This is a genomic window from Arthrobacter sp. sptzw32 (assembly GCF_059089735.1).
Genome location: NZ_JBNHEZ010000001.1, coordinates 24,235 through 40,612, shown reverse-complemented (window position 1 = coordinate 40,612; position 16,378 = coordinate 24,235). Strand labels below are relative to the sequence as shown.

Here is a 16,378-nt window from a genome sequence, read left to right as displayed (position 1 = left end):
CCTGGGACCCACGGGAGTTATCGCTGGTCAAGTGCGATCGCAGCGATGTCCACGGCAGAGGGCTGTCTTGCGCTGGAAATAACAAGTGTGCTTAGTATGTAGATAGTAAACATGCTTACTAATTAGTTGCCTTCTACGAAAGCGAGTGATGATGACGGAGAACCAGTGGCCCTCGGCTTCTGCCCCGGGCACCCTTGACCAGTACGGGAATGCAGCACCGACCGTTCCCCCAACAGGCCAGGACGGCACCAGCTCCAAGAAGCAGGCCGCCAAGGAAGAGGCGTCGAATGTGGCCGGCCAGGCAGCATCGGCGGCGCAGGGTGTAGCGCAGACCGCGAAGGAAGAAGTGGCCAACGTCGCTTCCGAGGCGAAGTCCAGTGCGCAGGATCTGCTGTCGCAGGCCAAGTCAGGGCTTTCCAGCCAGGCCGGCACCCAGCAGCAGAAGGCTGCCGAGGGGATCCGCACCATTTCCAGCCAGCTGCAGAGCATGGCTGATGCCCCGGATCAGCCGGGCATTGCCAGTGACCTGATCCGCCAGGCCGCTGACCGTACCTCCTCTATTGCTTCCTGGGTTGAGAACAAGGATGCGGCCTCGCTGTTGAGCGAGGTTCAGACCTTCGCCCGCAACAAGCCCGGCACTTTCCTGCTGCTGGCCGCAGGCGCCGGCATCCTCGCAGGCCGCCTCACCCGTGGGCTCACCGCCGGAGCTCCGGCTGCAGGAACGGCAGCCATCCCGCCCCAGCCCGCACAGCCCCCGTTGGCTGCTGCGCCGCTGGTGACAGCGGGAATCGATGAGCCATTCCCCGGAGAGGCGGTTGTCCCGGCCACCTACGGTGACACCATTTACGGGGAACCGGGACAGCCTGTTTTCTCGGACACCGAGGCAGGCGGCGTACCGCTGGCGGACGTGGATGAGCCGTATAACGATTTCCAGACGAGGGAAGGACGCCACCTGTGAGTAGCCAAATTCCGGAGCCTGCTCCGAGTGAGGCGCATGTGAAGGCGGACAACACGTCCCTGGGTGAGTTGCTCGGTGATGTCACCCGGGACCTGTCCACCCTGATGCGCCAGGAAGTCGCCCTCGCCAAGGCCGAGCTGAAGCAGTCCGCCACGAAGGCAGGCAAGGGCGGCGGGATGCTCGCCGGCGCCGGCGTGGCCGGGCACTTCGTCCTGGTGTTCCTGTCCCTGGGGCTGATGTTCGCCCTGGGCGCGCTGATGCCGCTGGGCTGGGCCGCTGTGATCGTCGCCGTGATCTGGGGCATCATCGCCGCGGTCCTGGCCTCGATCGGCCGCAAGGAACTCAAACAGATCCAGGGCCTGCCCCAGACGGGCGAAACACTTTCTGAAATTCCCCCAACCCTAAAACCAGGTGAGGTAAACCGATGAGCGATAACCCGGATGCAATCCGTCAGGAAATCGAAGAAACCCGTGCGCGCCTTGGCACCAACGTGGACGCGGTCGCGGACAAGGTCACCCCGGCCAACGTTGTCCAGCGCCAGACCGACAAAGTCAAAGACACCGTGAAGGACGCGGTCAGCGGGGCTAAGGAGAAAATCATGGGAGCAGCAGACTCGGCCACCTCCACCGTCCAGGACAAGGTCTCCTCGGCCACCTCCACGGTCCAGGACAAGGTCTCCTCCGGGACCGGGCACACCGGGAACGCCCTGCACAGCACCGGCGATACCCTGCACGGGGCCAAGGACAACGTCAGCGCTAAACTCTCCGACGCCGGAACCGCGATCTCCCACGCACCGGCACAGGTCAAAGCCCAGGCCCAGGGCAACCCGCTGGCCGCCGGGCTGATCGCGTTCGGCGCCGGGATGCTCATCTCCTCCCTGATCCCGGCCAGCCAGAAAGAACGCGAAGCGGCCCAGCAGCTCAAAACCGCTGCCGAACCCCTGGCCGGAAAGGTCACCGACGCCGCCAAAGACGTCGTCCAGGACCTGAAGGAACCCGCCCAGGAAGCCATCCAAAGCGTCAAGGCCACCGCCACTGACGCCGCCCAAAACGTCAAAAACGAAGGCCAAAGCGCCGTCACCGACGTCAAAGACCGCGCCACCGACGCCAAGGACAACGTCGCGAACGCGTGAGCGGCCAGGACAGGGTCCGGAAGCCGCCCCGCGATCCTGCGGGACGGCAACCGGAACCGGACCAGCAGTTGCCAGCCGGTGGCCCGCGGCATATGAACGCTCTTCCGCGGTGGGAGCCGGAGCAGTGGGCCACTCACCGGCTTGTCAGCATCGCCGCCCGGCTCACGGAACGCCAGCTCAACCGCAAACTTTCCCGCCTCCGACTTACCAAAGGCGCACTCGACGCGCTGGAGGCAGTGGCGGAACTTGAACCCACCACAGCCTCTGACGTGGCCGCGCTGCTTTGTGTAAGCAAGCAAAGCCTGGGCAAGGTTCTGCGGCGCCTGCACGAGCTCGGGTTCCTTGCTAAAGAACCGGGAAGGGACGGCCGAAGCGCGAACATCCAACTTACGGAAGCTGGACGGGCGGCCCTTTCCACGGCTGAGGACCTGGTTCAGGCATCACCGGAAGCCGAAGCCGAGGTTGAGTTCCGCCGCCAACTCGAACAACACATCATCCAGCTCAGGAACACCGAGCACACTCCCCTTTCCCGGGGCACAGCCCGAAGCCGCCATCCAGGCGCATCGGCCCTGCCGCCGCCGGACATCACAAGCACAAACCTCAATGAACCAGGAGCACACCCATGGCTACAACAAACCGGACAACCGGACCCAAAACAACCCTCCAGAAAGCAGCGCAGGCAGTAGGTGCAGTCTTCCTGCTGGTAGGAATCCTCGGGTTCATCCCGGGCATCACCAGCAATTACGGGGCACTCTCATTTGCCGGACATGGCTCGGAGGCACTTCTCCTGGGCATCTTCCAGGTCTCGGTCCTGCACAACATCGTCCACCTGTTGTTCGGCGTGGCCGGCATCCTGATGTCCCGCACTCACGGTCAGGCGCGCAACTTCCTCCTCTACGGCGGAGTCGTCTACCTGGTCCTCTGGCTCTACGGCCTCGTTATCGGTCATGACACCCCGGCCAACTTCGTGCCCGTCAACAACGCGGACAACTGGCTCCACTTCGTCCTCGGCATCGCCATGATCGCCCTGGCCATCCTGCTCTCGCGCAACACCGCACGTACCGACCACCGCTAAGCCAGGGTGAGGGGCAAGTAGACCTCGCCTTACACGGCCCGTCCTTCCGGAGGACGGGCCGTGCTTTTTGTGCTGCCGGATGGGGTCGCCTTCCCCTCCGACTCTTGACGAACCGGAGGGGCTTTTTCGACGGCGGAAAGGGGAACTGTCAGTCGGTGCGGACAGCGCTCGTAGCAGATCCGCCGCGCGTGGATTCGGCCTTCACCACTGTCACCTGCTGGCTCGGGCCCGGCTTCGCCTCCAAGGTCCAGCTGCCAAGGGAGTTGACCGTGACGGTTCCAAGTTTGCTCGGTGCGCGGTTGGGAGAGACGTCGTAGATGGTGACCGATGCCGAACCGGCCGGGACGGCGCCCGCGACCCTGGCAGTGCCTGAAATCGTCAAGTCCTTCCGGAGACGGTGCCTGGCGGTGGTGATGCTAAGAACATCGGTTTGGGCAGTCGGGGGTTCAGCCGCCGGCTGGGTTGTGGTTTGGGTTGGGGTCGGGGTTGCAGCAGCTGTTGGCTCAGCTGTTCCGGTTGAACTGTCGCCAACGGTCGACTCAGTCGTTGCCGGCGTTGGCTCTTTGGCCGGTTCCCCCACTCCTTCTGGTGTGATGGGGTGCGGCCTCGACGCCTCGATGGGATCGTTGGGGTCCGGGTCGTTCGGGTTCATACCCACACTGAATTGGGCCATCATGTCGTGGTCTTCGTGCGGGAGGTTGTGGCAGTGGATCATGTACCTGCCGCGATGGTGTTCGAACTTCATCAGCAGCCGGACTGTTTCGCCCTCGCCTACGTAGACAACATCCTTTGGCCCGCGCTCGTAGTTGAAGGGCGCCCGCCCGTTGCGGCTGAGGATCTGGAAATCCACCAGATGGATATGGACAGGGTGGAACCAACCACCTGAGCTGTTCTCGATGTCCCAGATTTCCACATCATCCAGGTCCGGGTCGGCCAGGACTTTTTTGTAGCCGCTCGCCACCACTTCGTCCCAGGTCATGCCACCGAACGTCCAGATGTCGTTGTCCCGCTTTACCCGCATGTGCCGGGTTTTCACGGATTGGGACGGCTTGAGGTCCATAGTGGTGCTTGACGTAAGCAGAGTCGGCAGGACCTTTGCCGCAGGCCCGGACGTATCCACCGGTTCATCCGTCACATCAAACGCCATGACCTTGCCGGTGTTGTCGTAGTCCACGTTGTTCTTGTTGGACAGGTTGCGCAATTCCACTCGTTTGCCTGCCGGGTACTTGGAGAAGTCAATGAGGACTTCGTAGCGCTCGGCACCGCTGTGCCGCCATGATGTCACCTGCTGTGCCGTGGGCATCAGGCCGCCATCCGTTGCCACCATGGTCACCGGGTCCCCTGTGCTGAGGGAGAACCGGTAGGAGCGGGAGATGGAGGCATTGAGGATACGAAAGCGGTAGATTCTCCGCTGGACCTTCATCACTGGCCATGGGGCGCCATTTACCAAAATCACGTCACCCCAGAGCCCGGAGTGGGTGTTGTCGTCGTATGCCAGTTGACCGTTGGCAGCGAACATGGCATCCGAAACAGTCAACGGAACGTCGAACTTGCCCTGCGGAAGCAGGTTCCGCTCAACGTCATCGTGCAGGTGGTAGTGGCCGGCGAGACCGGAATAGACACTTTGTGACGTGTTGTGCACGGCATGGTCGTGATACCAAAGAGTTCGCGCCGGCTGGAAGTTGGGGTACTCGTAATCCTTGCAGTAGCCAAGCCCGGTCAAATCGTTCGCGTAGCCGTCGAACTGAGGCAGGGAAGCCGAACCGTGCAGGTGGGTGGACGTATCGAGCCGATACCCCCACTGCGGATGGAGCAGCGGCAGCACGTTGTCCATCATGAGGGTGGTACGGTCCCCCTGGTTTACCTTGATGGTGGGGCCCGGAAAGGTTCCGTTATAGCCAAGAATAGGCGTGGTCATACCGGGCACAATGTTCGCTGAACCCAGTTTTTGCTGAATGCGGTAGTGGTACCTGGTGTGGCCATCCGGGTCCACGGTTTTGTGTGTGTGCCTCAGCACTTCAGGGACAGTCAGGGTCCGCTGGTAAAGCCTGGGCATGTTACGAGGATCCAGCTGGCTTGCAGACTTGGCCTCAACCGATCTCAGTGGCACGGCCAGCCCAAAGGCGCCGATGATTCCGATACCACCTATTTGCATTGCCTGCCGGCGTGAAATGGACATGTCCAAAGCATGTGCGGACCACAGTGCGAAAAAGTTGGGGAAATCTGGGGCTGGGCCATGCCAAGGATTTCCCAAGCGGGCAACGCCAGGCTGGCTGGCACAACGCCATGGCCGGCAGAGGAAGCAGCTGCCGAAAATCCCATCAGCCGCCTGCCCTCGTGCGCGGCTTCAAGCAAAGGACTGTCCCTTGAGCACCACCAAAACCCCGCGTCCGCTGAAGGCAGCTGCCGTGGGGGCAGCCACTGCCACTCTCATGACCTTCGGCCTCGGTGCCGCCTCTGCCCACGTGACCGTGACACCGGACGCCCCCGCCGAAGGCGCCTCGACCCAGGTGACCTTCAGGGTTCCCAGCGAATCGAAGACCGCCACCACCACGAAAATTGAGGTGGACCTGCCAACGGATACCCCGTTCACGTCAGTCCGGGTGAAGCCCGTTCCGGGTTGGACCGCGGAAGTGGTCAGAGGAGCATTGCCCCAGCCGGTAACCGTTAACGGTGCCACCATCACTGAGGCGCCGTTGTCTGTGTCCTGGACTGCCAATGATGCAGCGAGCCAGCTGACCATGGATCAATACCAAACGTTCTCGGTGTACGTGGGAAAGCTTCCGAAGTCCGGCACCACGGTGATGCTCCCAGTGGCGCAGTCCTACTCCGACGGCAGCGTGCGGAACTGGGATGACCCCGTCGTCGAGGACCAAGGCGAACCAGAACACCCTGCCCCAGCCTTCACCACCACTACCGCTACGCGGGCCGAACACGGCCACCCTGGCACTGCTGCGGCTGCGGCTACCCAGGCCACCGAAACAGTGGCTTCAGTGAGCCCAGACGCGGGAACCCCCGGACAGGTCTGGGTAGCGATGGTGGCTGGCCTGTTCGGACTCGCCGCAGGCATTGCCGCGTTCCTCCGTGCTGGCCGTACCAGGAAGAGCTAAGGGCCAAGCATTGCCGGCGCCGGCGAGTACTGATCCGATAGAGCCACATATACGGCCTAGCGAACCCTTGAAACTGCCGAGTCCTGGCTGGAAGAGGGCGCAGGAAAGTGCCGGCTGGCGAAGCGGAGGGCGGGAGCTGCCCCGCCGAACGTTGCGGTGACCGAAGTCCCGGCCCCCGGGGCTGACCGGACCTCGAAGGTGCCCCCGGCCTGGCGGATGGTGTCCGCAAGGATCCGCAGGCCAAAGTGGCCTTCCACCCGCGGTTCAGTTGGGTCGAAGCCCACACCATCATCGGAAACGGTGAGCTGCGTTCGCTGGCCGGCCTGCCAGATCCGGATCCCCACCGATTGGGCGGAGGAATGCTTGCTGACATTGACCAGGGCTTCACGCGCCACCCGATAAAGCAGAACCGCCCGGTCCCGGTCGACCACGAGCTTGTCGGGAATGTCAACGATGAGGTTGATACCGCGCTCCACCAGGGGTGCTTCCAGCCTCGTGAGGGAAACCTTGAGCCCCAACTCCTCAAGGTCGGGCGGATAGAGTTCGCTGGTCATGGCCCGCAGGGTGCGGATATTGTCCTGCAGTATTGTGCGGGCATTCAGAAATACGGGCTGGAGCTCCTCCGGGCCGCGGCGCTCCTCGGATTCCAGGGCGTAGGCCAGCCCGGACAGGTCCTGGATGACCTCGTCATGGAGTTCAGCGGCTATCTGGCGGCGCTCCTGGTCCGATGCCTCGATGGCACAGCGCAGCATGGCGTTGCGCGCGGCCTGGTGGACCTGCATCCGCCGTGCCAGGCGGACGGCGGGAACAAGTTGCGTCAGCTGGAGGACCGCCAATGAAAGCGCCAACGGCGGGACCATTCCCATCAGGACTGCTTGTTGCTCGCGGCGGACCCCGTCGCCTGAAGTGTACGTTTCGAAGATCATCGGAGCTCCGCTTTGCGAGATGGAGCGGGCATAGACTTCCACGAGTTCGCCGGAGTTTGCCTCAAACTCGTTTTCTTCCCCTGTCTGGGATTCAAAGGTTGCCGTCGCCGGCCCGCCTTCGAGGAGCTCGCGCGCCCACTCTTCCTGTGCGAAATCCTGCCCAATGAGCGATTCGGCATCAGAGTAGACGACGCGCCCGCGCTCGTCCCAAACCTTAATCCTGGTGACGCCGCTTTCCGCCAGCCACGGAGCCAGCCTCTGGTCCAGCAGCTCCAGCGCGGCGGGGTCGCGGGCAAGGAGCTGGTCTGTTATCAAGGGCCCAACCACGTTGTCGGCCAGGCGCTGGGTGATGTCCCTGGCATTAGCCAAGGCGTGCCTTTCCGCCTCGGCACCAACCCAGAACGAAACGGGGACGGCAATCAGGACGAGGGCCGCAAAGCCGGCAGTGAGAAACCGGGCAACAGCAGCCCGGACCTCGCGCCGTTCAGCGGCATCACGGCCAATGTTGGCGCCATTAGCGGGCTCTGCCGCATGAAAATTGAGCACGGCTGGTCTGCCTGGTTACTTTCCCGAAGGCTCCGGGGCGGAAAGGGCGGTGCTGCCCCACCTGGCCACCAGGGATGGATTCACGATCATGTTGCCGGCGTGGGCATGCCGCAAGGTGTTCAGCACTACTCCCAGGGCGCCGTCTTTCGGAAGGAACCCGCAGATGCCCATGCGGGCGGCATCGCGCAGCGCATCCTGTGACGGGTTGCCCGTGAGCATCACGATCCGGGTACCCGGTGCCTCGGAAAGGATGCGCTCGGCAGCACCGAGCCCGGAACCGTCGGGAAGGTACAGATCCATGATGACGACGTCGGGCGCGAGGTCCCGGAACATGGTCACCGCTGATGCCACGGACTTCGCCGCTCCCACACTTTCCAGGTCCGGCTCGCGGTCCAGGGCACCGGCCAATAAATCCGAAAATGTGGTGTGGTCATCAACAATCATGATCCGCAGGCGCCCTGTTTCCTGCCGGGCCAAAACATCCTGCTTGGTTATCGCCGAACCGCTCTCCGTGACCCCACGGTTGGGGCGAGGGGACGCCGCCTGCCCGGACGGTGCGCCGGTGCTCCTCAGGAGCCTGGTTTGCGCTTCCCTTAGCACAGGGCCCGGGGCGCAGCCCAGTTCCATATCGATGATCCTGCGGCAACGGTCGTAGGCCCGCAGGGCCTCAGTAGTTTCGCCATTCTGCTCAAGACCCAGAATCAGCGCTGTCCATGCCCGCTCGTTGAGGGGGTCTTCCTTGACGGCGGCACCGCTCCAGGCGATCGCCTTTCCTGCTTCCCCCACGGAGAGAGCGGTTTCTGCGGCCATGACACGGGCAAGGCCCACCTGCGCTGCGTGGGCGGCCCGCTCCTCCTCCGCCCAGGCCGGCAGCAGCTCATCCCCGAGCAACGGGTCGGACGCGAGGTCAAGGGCCTCAGTCAGCATTGAGAGCGCGACGCGCGGCTCCGCCTGGCCGGCCATTTTGGTCAGCGTCTCGAACCGGTCCAGATCCAGTTCCACCAGGGACCGGTCAATGGCATAGCCGCCGGTGACTGTTTTCAAGGGACCCGTCCGGCCGCTTCCGGGCTGCAGGTGGCGCCGGAGCACGCTGACATAGCTTTCCAGAGTCGGCAACGCCACGGCGGGGTGGTTGCCGCCCCACAGCAGGTCCATCAGCCGGGCCTTGGAGACCGCCGAACCAAAATTCATCAGGAGAATCTCCAGCACCTGGCGGGGTTTCGGTCCACCCAGGTGGTTGGCACTCAGCTCCACGTCACCGCGGCGAATCGTCAACGGACCGAAAACCGAAATCTGAAGGATCGGTGCCTGCGGCGTTACATCGCTGACAAGGCCTGCCTGCTCGGTGTTGTCGGCCAGTTCCAAAGTAATCACGAAGGTTCCCCCAAAGTAGTCCGGTGGTGCGTGGTTCTCATTGAAACCGGGGGCATACTCACCAACCACAGTGCTCGGTACTCGCTTTGTCACTTGAGCTTTTCCAGGGAGTACTTGGTTTTGGAACTCAATACACAGAATGCAAGTCCCCGGAAGGCAACAGCAGCTCCGGTGAGCCGGTGTTTGTGGGAGCGTTTGCGCTGGTGACACCCGGAACGCGGGCGCCTCGGCCGAACTTTGGGAAAAGCCTAGGTAGCGCGGTGTAAGTATTCACTTTGCCGCCAAAGCTTTCCCCAACCCGGTACCCCTAATTTTGGAGCACAAGCAAAACCCCGTCCCACTGAACCAGTGCTGGCACGGTGTCCGGGCAGTAGCAAGGAAGGCCGTTTCGATGAAGAAGTTTTGGTATTTCTCCGTAGCAGCTGCAGTGGGTGCTGCAAGCCTGGGGGTCTGGGGACAGGCAAATGCCGGGCCGCCATCTGAAGTTACCCCCGGGGTGGCGGTGACTGCCGGCACAGGTAAAACGCAGCACCCCGCGGCCCTGGTTCCTCCACCGACCCCCACGGCCACCATCACCGCCACCCCTGCGCATGCAGCTCTTGGAACGCAACTCGTCCCCGCAAAACAGCAGACCTACACACCCGTTCCGACGGCCAGCGCCGCGCACAAGGCCGGTGACGATAAAGGCGGCCTCAGGGGCCCCGGCGTCTCAGACGACCACCCGGGCGACGACAAAGGTGGACTCAGGGACGACAACAGTTCGGACGACGCCCCCGGCGACGATAAAGGTGGCAGGCGTTAGCACCTGACCAACCCCACCAAGGTTTTCCCTAGGACACCCCTGCAGCATGGCCTTGTTTCGCCGACTCTACTGGGGAGTTGGCCCCACAGGGGAGCAGATTGCAGGATGAAGGCTTCATCGCGTAAACCAACACAAAAAAACAGCACCCGCCCACGCCTGCGGTTCCTGGCCGCTGCCGGGGCAGTCGCCATGGCCGCGTCCATGGGCCTGCCGCCTGTGGCAGCAAACGCAGTGCAAGCTCCGGTAGGCGCGGGATTCACCGTGACGCCCGCGGACTTGTCCTTCATCCTGAAGCAGATCAAAATCGCGGAGGCCCACGTGGCCAACACCACGTCGGAGACCGGGCCATGCGGGGCTCTGGTGGGAACCGGACCCAACCAGCTTGCCAGCCCCCTGCTGTCCCACGGCCTGCGCACCGTCGACGGAAGCTGCAACAACCTTCAGCCGGGCCAGGAAACCTATGGCGCATCGGACCAAGTGTTCCCGCGGCTGGGGTCCAAGTCGTTTGGGCCCGCCGAGAGCGGCTCCTTTGGCGGGCCCCCGGCAGCCACGAGCTACACGCAGAAGTCAGGCAACGTTTTCGATTCGCGCCCCCGCACCATCAGCAACCTGATTGCGGACCAGACGTCCACCAACCCGGCAGCTGTTGCCGCCGCGGGCTTCCCGGCCCGGACCCAAGGCAACGAGGGCGTGGTGCCCTGCACCACAGACCCGGACCCTGAGGCGACTCCCCCCGTGGCAGCCGCCCCGGACGGTTGCGTGCCCTCGCACAACACGCTGTTCATCCCCAACGTGACTACCGACGTCGGACTTTCACCGCCCTACAACTCCCTGTTCACCCTCTTTGGGCAGTTCTTTGACCACGGCATCGATCAGACGGTGAAGGGCGGCGGCACGGTCTACGTACCGCTGAAGGCAGATGACCCGCTGATCGCAGGCCCGGACCATGTGTTCGGCAACGCCGACGACCTTAACCCGCGCATGCGCTTTATGGTCCTGACCCGCGGCCAGAACCAGCCGGGTGAGGATGGCAAGCTGGGCACCGCGGACGATGTCCAGGATGCCCTGAACACCAATTCACCGTGGGTGGACCAGAGCCAGACCTACTCCTCCCACTCCTCTCACCAAGTGTTCCTGCGCGAGTACACCAACAACCCCGCAGGCCGGCCTGTGTCAACGGGCGCGATGCTGGGTGGTCCGGAAGGAACGCCCACCGCCGGGGGCATGGCCACCTGGGCCGACACCAAGAAGCAGGCACGGGAGCTGCTCGGCATACAGCTGCTGGACAAGGACGTCCTCAACGTTCCCATGCTGGCCGCGGACGCCTACGGAAAGTTCATCCCCGGCCCCAAGAACGGGCTTCCGCAGTTCGTCACCAAGTCCGGCCTGGTGGAGGCAGACCGCGCCGCAAACGGGGGGCAGGGAACCCTTGTGCCCCAGGACGTGCTGTACTTCAACACTCCTTTCCTGACAGACATCGCCCACAACGCCGATCCGTCACCGCAGGACATCGACCACAACCCCGCCACACCCCGGACTGCTCCCGCCCCGGACGCCGACGCCGCCGCTTCCGCCGATTTCATGAGCCAGGCCCCCGGCACCTACGACGACGAAATGCTGAACGTGCACTTCATCGCCGGAGACGGCAGGGTCAACGAGAACATCGGGCTGACCGCCATCCACCAGGTCTTCCACTCCGAGCACGGCCGCATGGTGGCAGACATCAAGCGGGTCCTCGGCAACGACACCTCGGCTCGGGGCGTCGCCGCACTGGCCGAGTGGAAGCTGGCAGAAGGAGCAGACGGCTGGAACGGCGAGCGCCTTTTCCAAGCCGCGCGGTTCATCACGGAGATGGAATACCAACACCTCGTGTTTGAAGAGTTTGCCCGGAAGATCCAGCCGGCGATCAACATCTTCGAGCCTTTCGCTTTTGCCCAGACGGACATCAATCCCGCCGTCAGCGCAGAATTCGCACACGCGGTGTACCGCTTTGGCCACTCGATGCTCACGGAGACCATTTCCCGCCGCAACGAGGACAGCCCGGGAGCGGACAACATGTTTGGCACTTCCGACGACGTCAGGGGCTCCCAGAACGACCTGTCCCTGCTCGAGGGGTTCCTGAACCCGCCCGCCTACACTGACGGCGGCCCCGCCGGCACGCTCACCTCCGAGGAAGCCGCCGGAAGCATCATCATGGGCATGTCGGACCAGGTGGGCAGCGAACTGGACGAGTTCGTTACTGATACCCTCCGCAACAAGCTGCTGGGGCTCCCCATGGACCTCGCGGCGATCAACCTGACCCGCGCCCGGTCAGAAGGGCTGCCTACCCTGAACGGGCTGCGCCGGGAGATTCACGGCGCCACCAACGACAGCCAGCTCAAGCCGTACACCAACTGGATCGACTTCGGCGAAAACATCAAGCACCCGAAGTCGCTGGTCAATTTTGTGGCCGCCTACGGCAAGCACCCCTCGATCGTCAGCGCAACCACCCTGGAGGCCAAGCGCACCGCAGCACGGCTGATCGTCACCCCTGACGCCCTGGCCGGCGAGGTGGCCCCCGAGGACGCAGTTGCCTTCATGAACAGCACGGACGCCTGGGCCAACAACGGAAACTCATCAATCACCGGACTCGACGACGTGGACCTGTGGATGGGCGGCCTGGCAGAACGGACCAACCTGTTCGGCGGCCTTCTCGGCAGCACCTTCAACTACGTCTTCGAGAGCCAGATGACCGATCTGCAGAACGGTGACCGGCTGTACTACCTGGCACGCACCCCTGGCATGAACCTGATGGCGCAGCTTGAAGGAAACTCCTTCGCTGAGATGATGATGCGCAACACCAACGCACAGGCACTGAAGGCGGACGCGTTCGCCACGGCTGACTGCAAGTTTGAGCTGAAGAACCTCAACGGAACGGCCGAGGGCTTCAAGGCCGCCGGCAACGCCGTCGCGGATGACCCGGCCTCCGAGTGCAACGAATCGGCGCTGCTGATCAGGATGCCGGACGGCACCATCAAGTACCGGGCCTCCAACTCCGTGGATCCGGCCGGCATCAACGGCCAGGCCGTCTACAACGGCTCCGCCAAAACTGACCGCATTTACGGCGGCGTGGACAATGACACCATGTGGGGCGGCCAGGGCAACGACGTCATCGAAGGAGGCGACGGCGCTGACACCGTTCTGGGCGGCGACGGAAACGACATCATTACCGACCTCGCCGGCGACGACATCCTGAAGGGCGGGCCGGACAACGACGCGATCGACGGCGGCCCCGGCCTGGACCTGCTGCTCGGCGGGGACGGAAAGGACTTCATCAACGGCGGAGCGAACTCAAACGAGACCTTCTCCGGTGAAGACGACGACTTTGTGATCGCCGGGGAAGGCCTGGACGCAGTGTTCGGCGGAGGCGGGAACGACTGGGCTGAAGGCGGCGACGGACCCGACCTGCTGATCGGGGACTCCAGCAACCTCTTCTTCCTGGACGACTCGCAAAAGCCCGGCAACGATGTCCTGATCGGCCAGGGCGGCGACGACGACTACGACATGGAAGGCGGGGACGACATCGGCATCGCCGGACCCGGCGTGGAAAAAGTGGCCGGCGCCTCCGGCTACGACTGGGAAACCGGGCTCTACGATCCGCAGCCGCAGGACGCCGATCTTGACCTCCCCATCGAACCGCTGGACATCCTCCAGGTAGGCGTCCGGGACAGGTACAACGAGGTGGAAGCCCTTTCCGGCGGTCCCCTCGACGACAAACTCCGGGGCGATGACCGGATCCCCAAGACGATGGGCGGCGCAGGCTTCATCGGCTGCGACGCACTGGACCAGGCCGGCGTGGACCGCATCAACGGACTCAACCAGCTGATTCCCTCCCTGCCCACTCCCCTCGCCGACGTCATCAACGCATCCGCCTCCAAGGAATGCCCTGTGCTTACCGGATCGCATGTCTGGGGCGAAGGCAACATCCTCCTGGGCGGCGGCGGCAGCGACCTCCTTGAGGGCCGCGGCGCCGATGACATTCTCGACGGCGACCGTTACCTCAGCGTCCGGCTCAGCGTCCGCACTGATACCAACAACGCGGCCAGTGAAATCGGCAGCGCCACCGGAATGAACGCCCAGTACCAGCGCAGTGCCGACGGTACCCTGACCGGCCCGACGCTCCAGCAGGCCGTGTTCGCCGGGACCGTGGACCCCGCCAACATCATTGTTGTCCGGGAGCTCCTCACCTCCGCGGAAGGAACCGACACTGCCTTCTTCTCCGACGTCGCGGCCAACTACACCATCACCACAACCGGCGGTGACGGCACCTTGGGCTCCCCCGGCTCGGTCACCACTGTGCAGCACAACAGCGGTGAGCACGGCACGGACACCCTTCACAACATCGAACAACTGCTCTTCGGCGATGGAACCGACGGAGTGGATGACGATGGGGAGAACGAGGTGGAGGATGGCGCCGATGAGGTGGATGAAGGAGCCGACGACGGTGCTGGCGAAGGCACCGAGGACGAGGTGGACGAAGGAGCCGGCGAAGGCACCGAGGGTGGGATCAATGACGGGATCGGCGTCATCCCCGGCGATGGCGAGGTGGTTGTGATTGTCACGCCGGCACCGGGCACCGGGCCCGCGCCCGGAACCGCACCGGTCGATCCAGCACCTGTGGACCCGGCACCTGTGGACCAGGGCCCGGTGGACCAGACCCCCGTCGACCCGGCACCTGTGGACCAGGGACCGGTCGACACCGCACCCGTCGACACCGCACCCGTCGCGCCGGTGAACCAGACACCGTCCGACACCGCACCCGTAAACCAGGCACCCGTGGATACGACGGATTTCAGCGGAGGATTCCTGCTCAGGACCGTTGATTCCCAGGGCACCCAGGTGGGAGAAATCCTGACTGCCGAGCCAGGTGCCACACGCATCGTGGTCCGGGACCTGGAGAACGGTGCCGCTTACCGGTTCCAGATTGCCCCGGCCGACGGCAGCAGCGCTCCAAAGTTCTCCGACCTGAGCGAAGTTGTTGTTCCCGGTACAACAGAGAAGGAACGCGGCATCTTTGATCAAGGCCTCCCGAACCCGTTCAGCGCAGGGCCCGGCACGGAACAGCCGGCACAGGTACCCGGAGTAGCACCGTTCGGTGGCGCCCTCGGTACCGCCGCAGCCATTTCCCTGGCGGCGCTGGCCGAGTACCTGGTGACGGATCCAGGCACTGCCACCCTGGCAGTCACCACGGGGGGCCTGCTGGCAGCCTGCGCCCTCCTGGCGTACAAGCTGTACCGCTCCCGGGCCAACGCCAGGAAAGCACCGGCCAAGGAACTCACCGGGGCCAAGTAACCGGCGTAACCACAGTCGTACCACCAAAGCCAAAGGTGGCCTACCCCCAGTCAGGGGGTAGGCCACCTTTTGACGTTGGTCCCAGCATGCTCCCCTATGACACGGGGGTTGGAATTGCGCTAAGTCGAACTACTTTTGCCCCGCCAGCAGGGTGCCTTGGATCGCCGTCAACGGCACAGCCCCGAAGTCCCTGGAATCAATGGACACGCCCCGGTTGTCACCGAGCACAAAAACGCTTCCCGCGGGCACAGTCTCCGGCCCGAAGTACGTCCCGTCGATGCGGCTGTGGTCAATGAACGGCTCAGGCACGGCCACGTCGTCCACATACAGCTCGGAGTCGAGGATGGCAACGGTCTGCCCCTCCTTGGCCACCACCCGCTTGATGGCCGGATGGCCGTCCATGGGGTTGGTGAAAGCGACCACTACGCCGTTCTGGATCAACCCGGAGGCGGCAGCCGGCTTATACAGGAGCACCACAGAGCCCGAATCAATAGTAGGTTCCATGCTGTCCGAGGACACGGTGAATGGTTCCAGCACCCACGCGCGTACGGCAAGGACTGCCAGGGCGGGAATCAGCACCGTCGCCAGAGGGCGGCGCCAGCGGCCTTGAGCCGAAGCTTTCCTTGGCATGGCCGGCAGTGGGTGGGCCGCGGGCCGGCGCTTGCCGTGTCCCTTCGATATCGACCCGGTGCGCTTCAGCGGTGCTGTTGGTGCCATACCTGCAGTCTCCCCAGCCGTGCTAGGGAATCCCTAGGAGGCCGGATGGTTTCCAGGCAGCCGGGATGCGCCCCGACAGTAAAACTTGAGCCAACCTTGATTCATCCTTGACCCCATCTGCGGGGGCCCTTGAGCCAGGCGGTGCACAGTTGTCCGTGTAAGGCCCGAAGCGCAAAGCACTAACTGGGATCTGGGTCCAGTAGCCAAGGTCTTTTGGGGGAACAGCAGAGGTCTTAGCGCTTGGCGGTGTCGAGAAGCCGGCACCGTCAAGCAAAGCAACTTCCATTGATTCCCCCGTCGCCGCAACCCGGCAGAACGGCCGGAATCAAGTAGTCGAAAATTAAAAGCGAGTACTCACTACTCGTGTGCTCCCCACCCCCGCCCCGTAACGTCCAGAAGACGTCGCA

Annotated in this window: 12 protein-coding genes; 8 read left to right on the top strand and 4 right to left on the bottom strand. The window is 63.7% G+C overall.

Annotation, left to right across the window (positions count from 1 at the left end):
- Positions 1–151: 151 nt before the first annotated feature.
- The 5 genes from AC5RVN_RS00180 (at position 152) to AC5RVN_RS00160 (ending at position 3,165) form a co-directional block, all read left to right on the top strand.
- Positions 152–958, top strand: coding sequence for a hypothetical protein (locus tag AC5RVN_RS00180; protein WP_494041667.1), 807 nt, complete (start codon positions 152–154; stop codon positions 956–958).
- A complete protein-coding gene (locus AC5RVN_RS00175) occupies positions 955–1,386 on the top strand; it encodes a phage holin family protein (RefSeq protein WP_494041666.1) in 432 nt (143 codons plus the stop codon). The genes AC5RVN_RS00180 and AC5RVN_RS00175 overlap by 4 nt, the downstream gene beginning before the upstream one ends.
- Positions 1,383–2,090 (top strand): DUF3618 domain-containing protein, encoded by a 708-nt coding sequence (locus AC5RVN_RS00170; RefSeq protein ID WP_494136728.1) that lies wholly within the window; start codon positions 1,383–1,385, stop codon positions 2,088–2,090. The genes AC5RVN_RS00175 and AC5RVN_RS00170 overlap by 4 nt, the downstream gene beginning before the upstream one ends.
- A gap of 92 nt (positions 2,091–2,182) precedes the next feature.
- Positions 2,183–2,776, top strand: a complete 594-nt coding sequence (locus AC5RVN_RS00165) for a MarR family winged helix-turn-helix transcriptional regulator (RefSeq protein WP_494041664.1) — start codon at positions 2,183–2,185, stop codon at positions 2,774–2,776.
- The gene (locus AC5RVN_RS00160) at positions 2,713–3,165 is read left to right on the top strand and encodes a DUF4383 domain-containing protein (protein ID WP_494041663.1); all 453 of its coding nucleotides are present in this window, start codon (positions 2,713–2,715) and stop codon (positions 3,163–3,165) included. Before AC5RVN_RS00165 ends, AC5RVN_RS00160 begins: the two co-directional genes overlap by 64 nt.
- Positions 3,166–3,313: 148 nt before the next feature.
- Here AC5RVN_RS00160 and AC5RVN_RS00155 read toward each other — a convergent pair whose 3' ends face one another.
- Complete coding sequence (locus AC5RVN_RS00155) at positions 3,314–5,344, bottom strand: multicopper oxidase family protein (protein WP_494136727.1); 2,031 nt, start codon at positions 5,342–5,344, stop codon at positions 3,314–3,316.
- A gap of 187 nt (positions 5,345–5,531) precedes the next feature.
- On the opposite strand from AC5RVN_RS00155, the gene AC5RVN_RS00150 reads away from it, so the two are divergent.
- Positions 5,532–6,275, top strand: coding sequence for a YcnI family copper-binding membrane protein (locus tag AC5RVN_RS00150; RefSeq protein WP_494136726.1), 744 nt, complete (start codon positions 5,532–5,534; stop codon positions 6,273–6,275).
- Positions 6,276–6,331: 56 nt separating this feature from the next.
- Here AC5RVN_RS00150 and AC5RVN_RS00145 read toward each other — a convergent pair whose 3' ends face one another.
- Positions 6,332–7,747, bottom strand: a complete 1,416-nt coding sequence (locus tag AC5RVN_RS00145) for a sensor histidine kinase (protein ID WP_494136725.1) — start codon at positions 7,745–7,747, stop codon at positions 6,332–6,334.
- Between the two features lie 15 nt (positions 7,748–7,762).
- The gene (locus AC5RVN_RS00140) at positions 7,763–9,214 is read right to left on the bottom strand and encodes a BTAD domain-containing putative transcriptional regulator (RefSeq protein ID WP_494136724.1); all 1,452 of its coding nucleotides are present in this window, start codon (positions 9,212–9,214) and stop codon (positions 7,763–7,765) included.
- A 298-nt stretch (positions 9,215–9,512) separates the two neighbouring features.
- Between AC5RVN_RS00140 and AC5RVN_RS00135 the strand changes: the two genes are divergently transcribed.
- Complete coding sequence (locus AC5RVN_RS00135; protein ID WP_494136723.1) at positions 9,513–9,923, top strand: hypothetical protein; 411 nt, start codon at positions 9,513–9,515, stop codon at positions 9,921–9,923.
- A 105-nt stretch (positions 9,924–10,028) separates the two neighbouring features.
- A complete protein-coding gene (locus AC5RVN_RS00130) occupies positions 10,029–15,254 on the top strand; it encodes a peroxidase family protein (RefSeq protein WP_494136722.1) in 5,226 nt (1,741 codons plus the stop codon).
- A 129-nt stretch (positions 15,255–15,383) separates the two neighbouring features.
- Here the strand turns inward: AC5RVN_RS00130 and lepB are convergent, their stop codons facing one another.
- Positions 15,384–15,971: a signal peptidase I gene (lepB, locus tag AC5RVN_RS00125; RefSeq protein WP_494136721.1), complete on the bottom strand. Its 588-nt coding sequence runs from the start codon at positions 15,969–15,971 to the stop codon at positions 15,384–15,386.
- Positions 15,972–16,378 lie beyond the last annotated feature (407 nt).

Bases quoted from the DNA above. Each gene is read 5' to 3' on its own strand.
- AC5RVN_RS00180 (WP_494041667.1), top strand. From the start codon at position 152: ATGACGGAGAACCAGTGGCCCTCGGCTTCTGCCCCGGGCACCCTTGAC.
- AC5RVN_RS00170 (WP_494136728.1), top strand. From the start codon at position 1,383: ATGAGCGATAACCCGGATGCAATCCGTCAGGAAATCGAAGAAACCCGT.
- AC5RVN_RS00165 (WP_494041664.1), top strand. From the start codon at position 2,183: ATGAACGCTCTTCCGCGGTGGGAGCCGGAGCAGTGGGCCACTCACCGG.
- AC5RVN_RS00160 (WP_494041663.1), top strand. From the start codon at position 2,713: ATGGCTACAACAAACCGGACAACCGGACCCAAAACAACCCTCCAGAAA.
- AC5RVN_RS00155 (WP_494136727.1), bottom strand. From the start codon at position 5,344: ATGTCCATTTCACGCCGGCAGGCAATGCAAATAGGTGGTATCGGAATC.
- AC5RVN_RS00135 (WP_494136723.1), top strand. From the start codon at position 9,513: ATGAAGAAGTTTTGGTATTTCTCCGTAGCAGCTGCAGTGGGTGCTGCA.
- AC5RVN_RS00130 (WP_494136722.1), top strand. From the start codon at position 10,029: ATGAAGGCTTCATCGCGTAAACCAACACAAAAAAACAGCACCCGCCCA.
- lepB (WP_494136721.1), bottom strand. From the start codon at position 15,971: ATGGCACCAACAGCACCGCTGAAGCGCACCGGGTCGATATCGAAGGGA.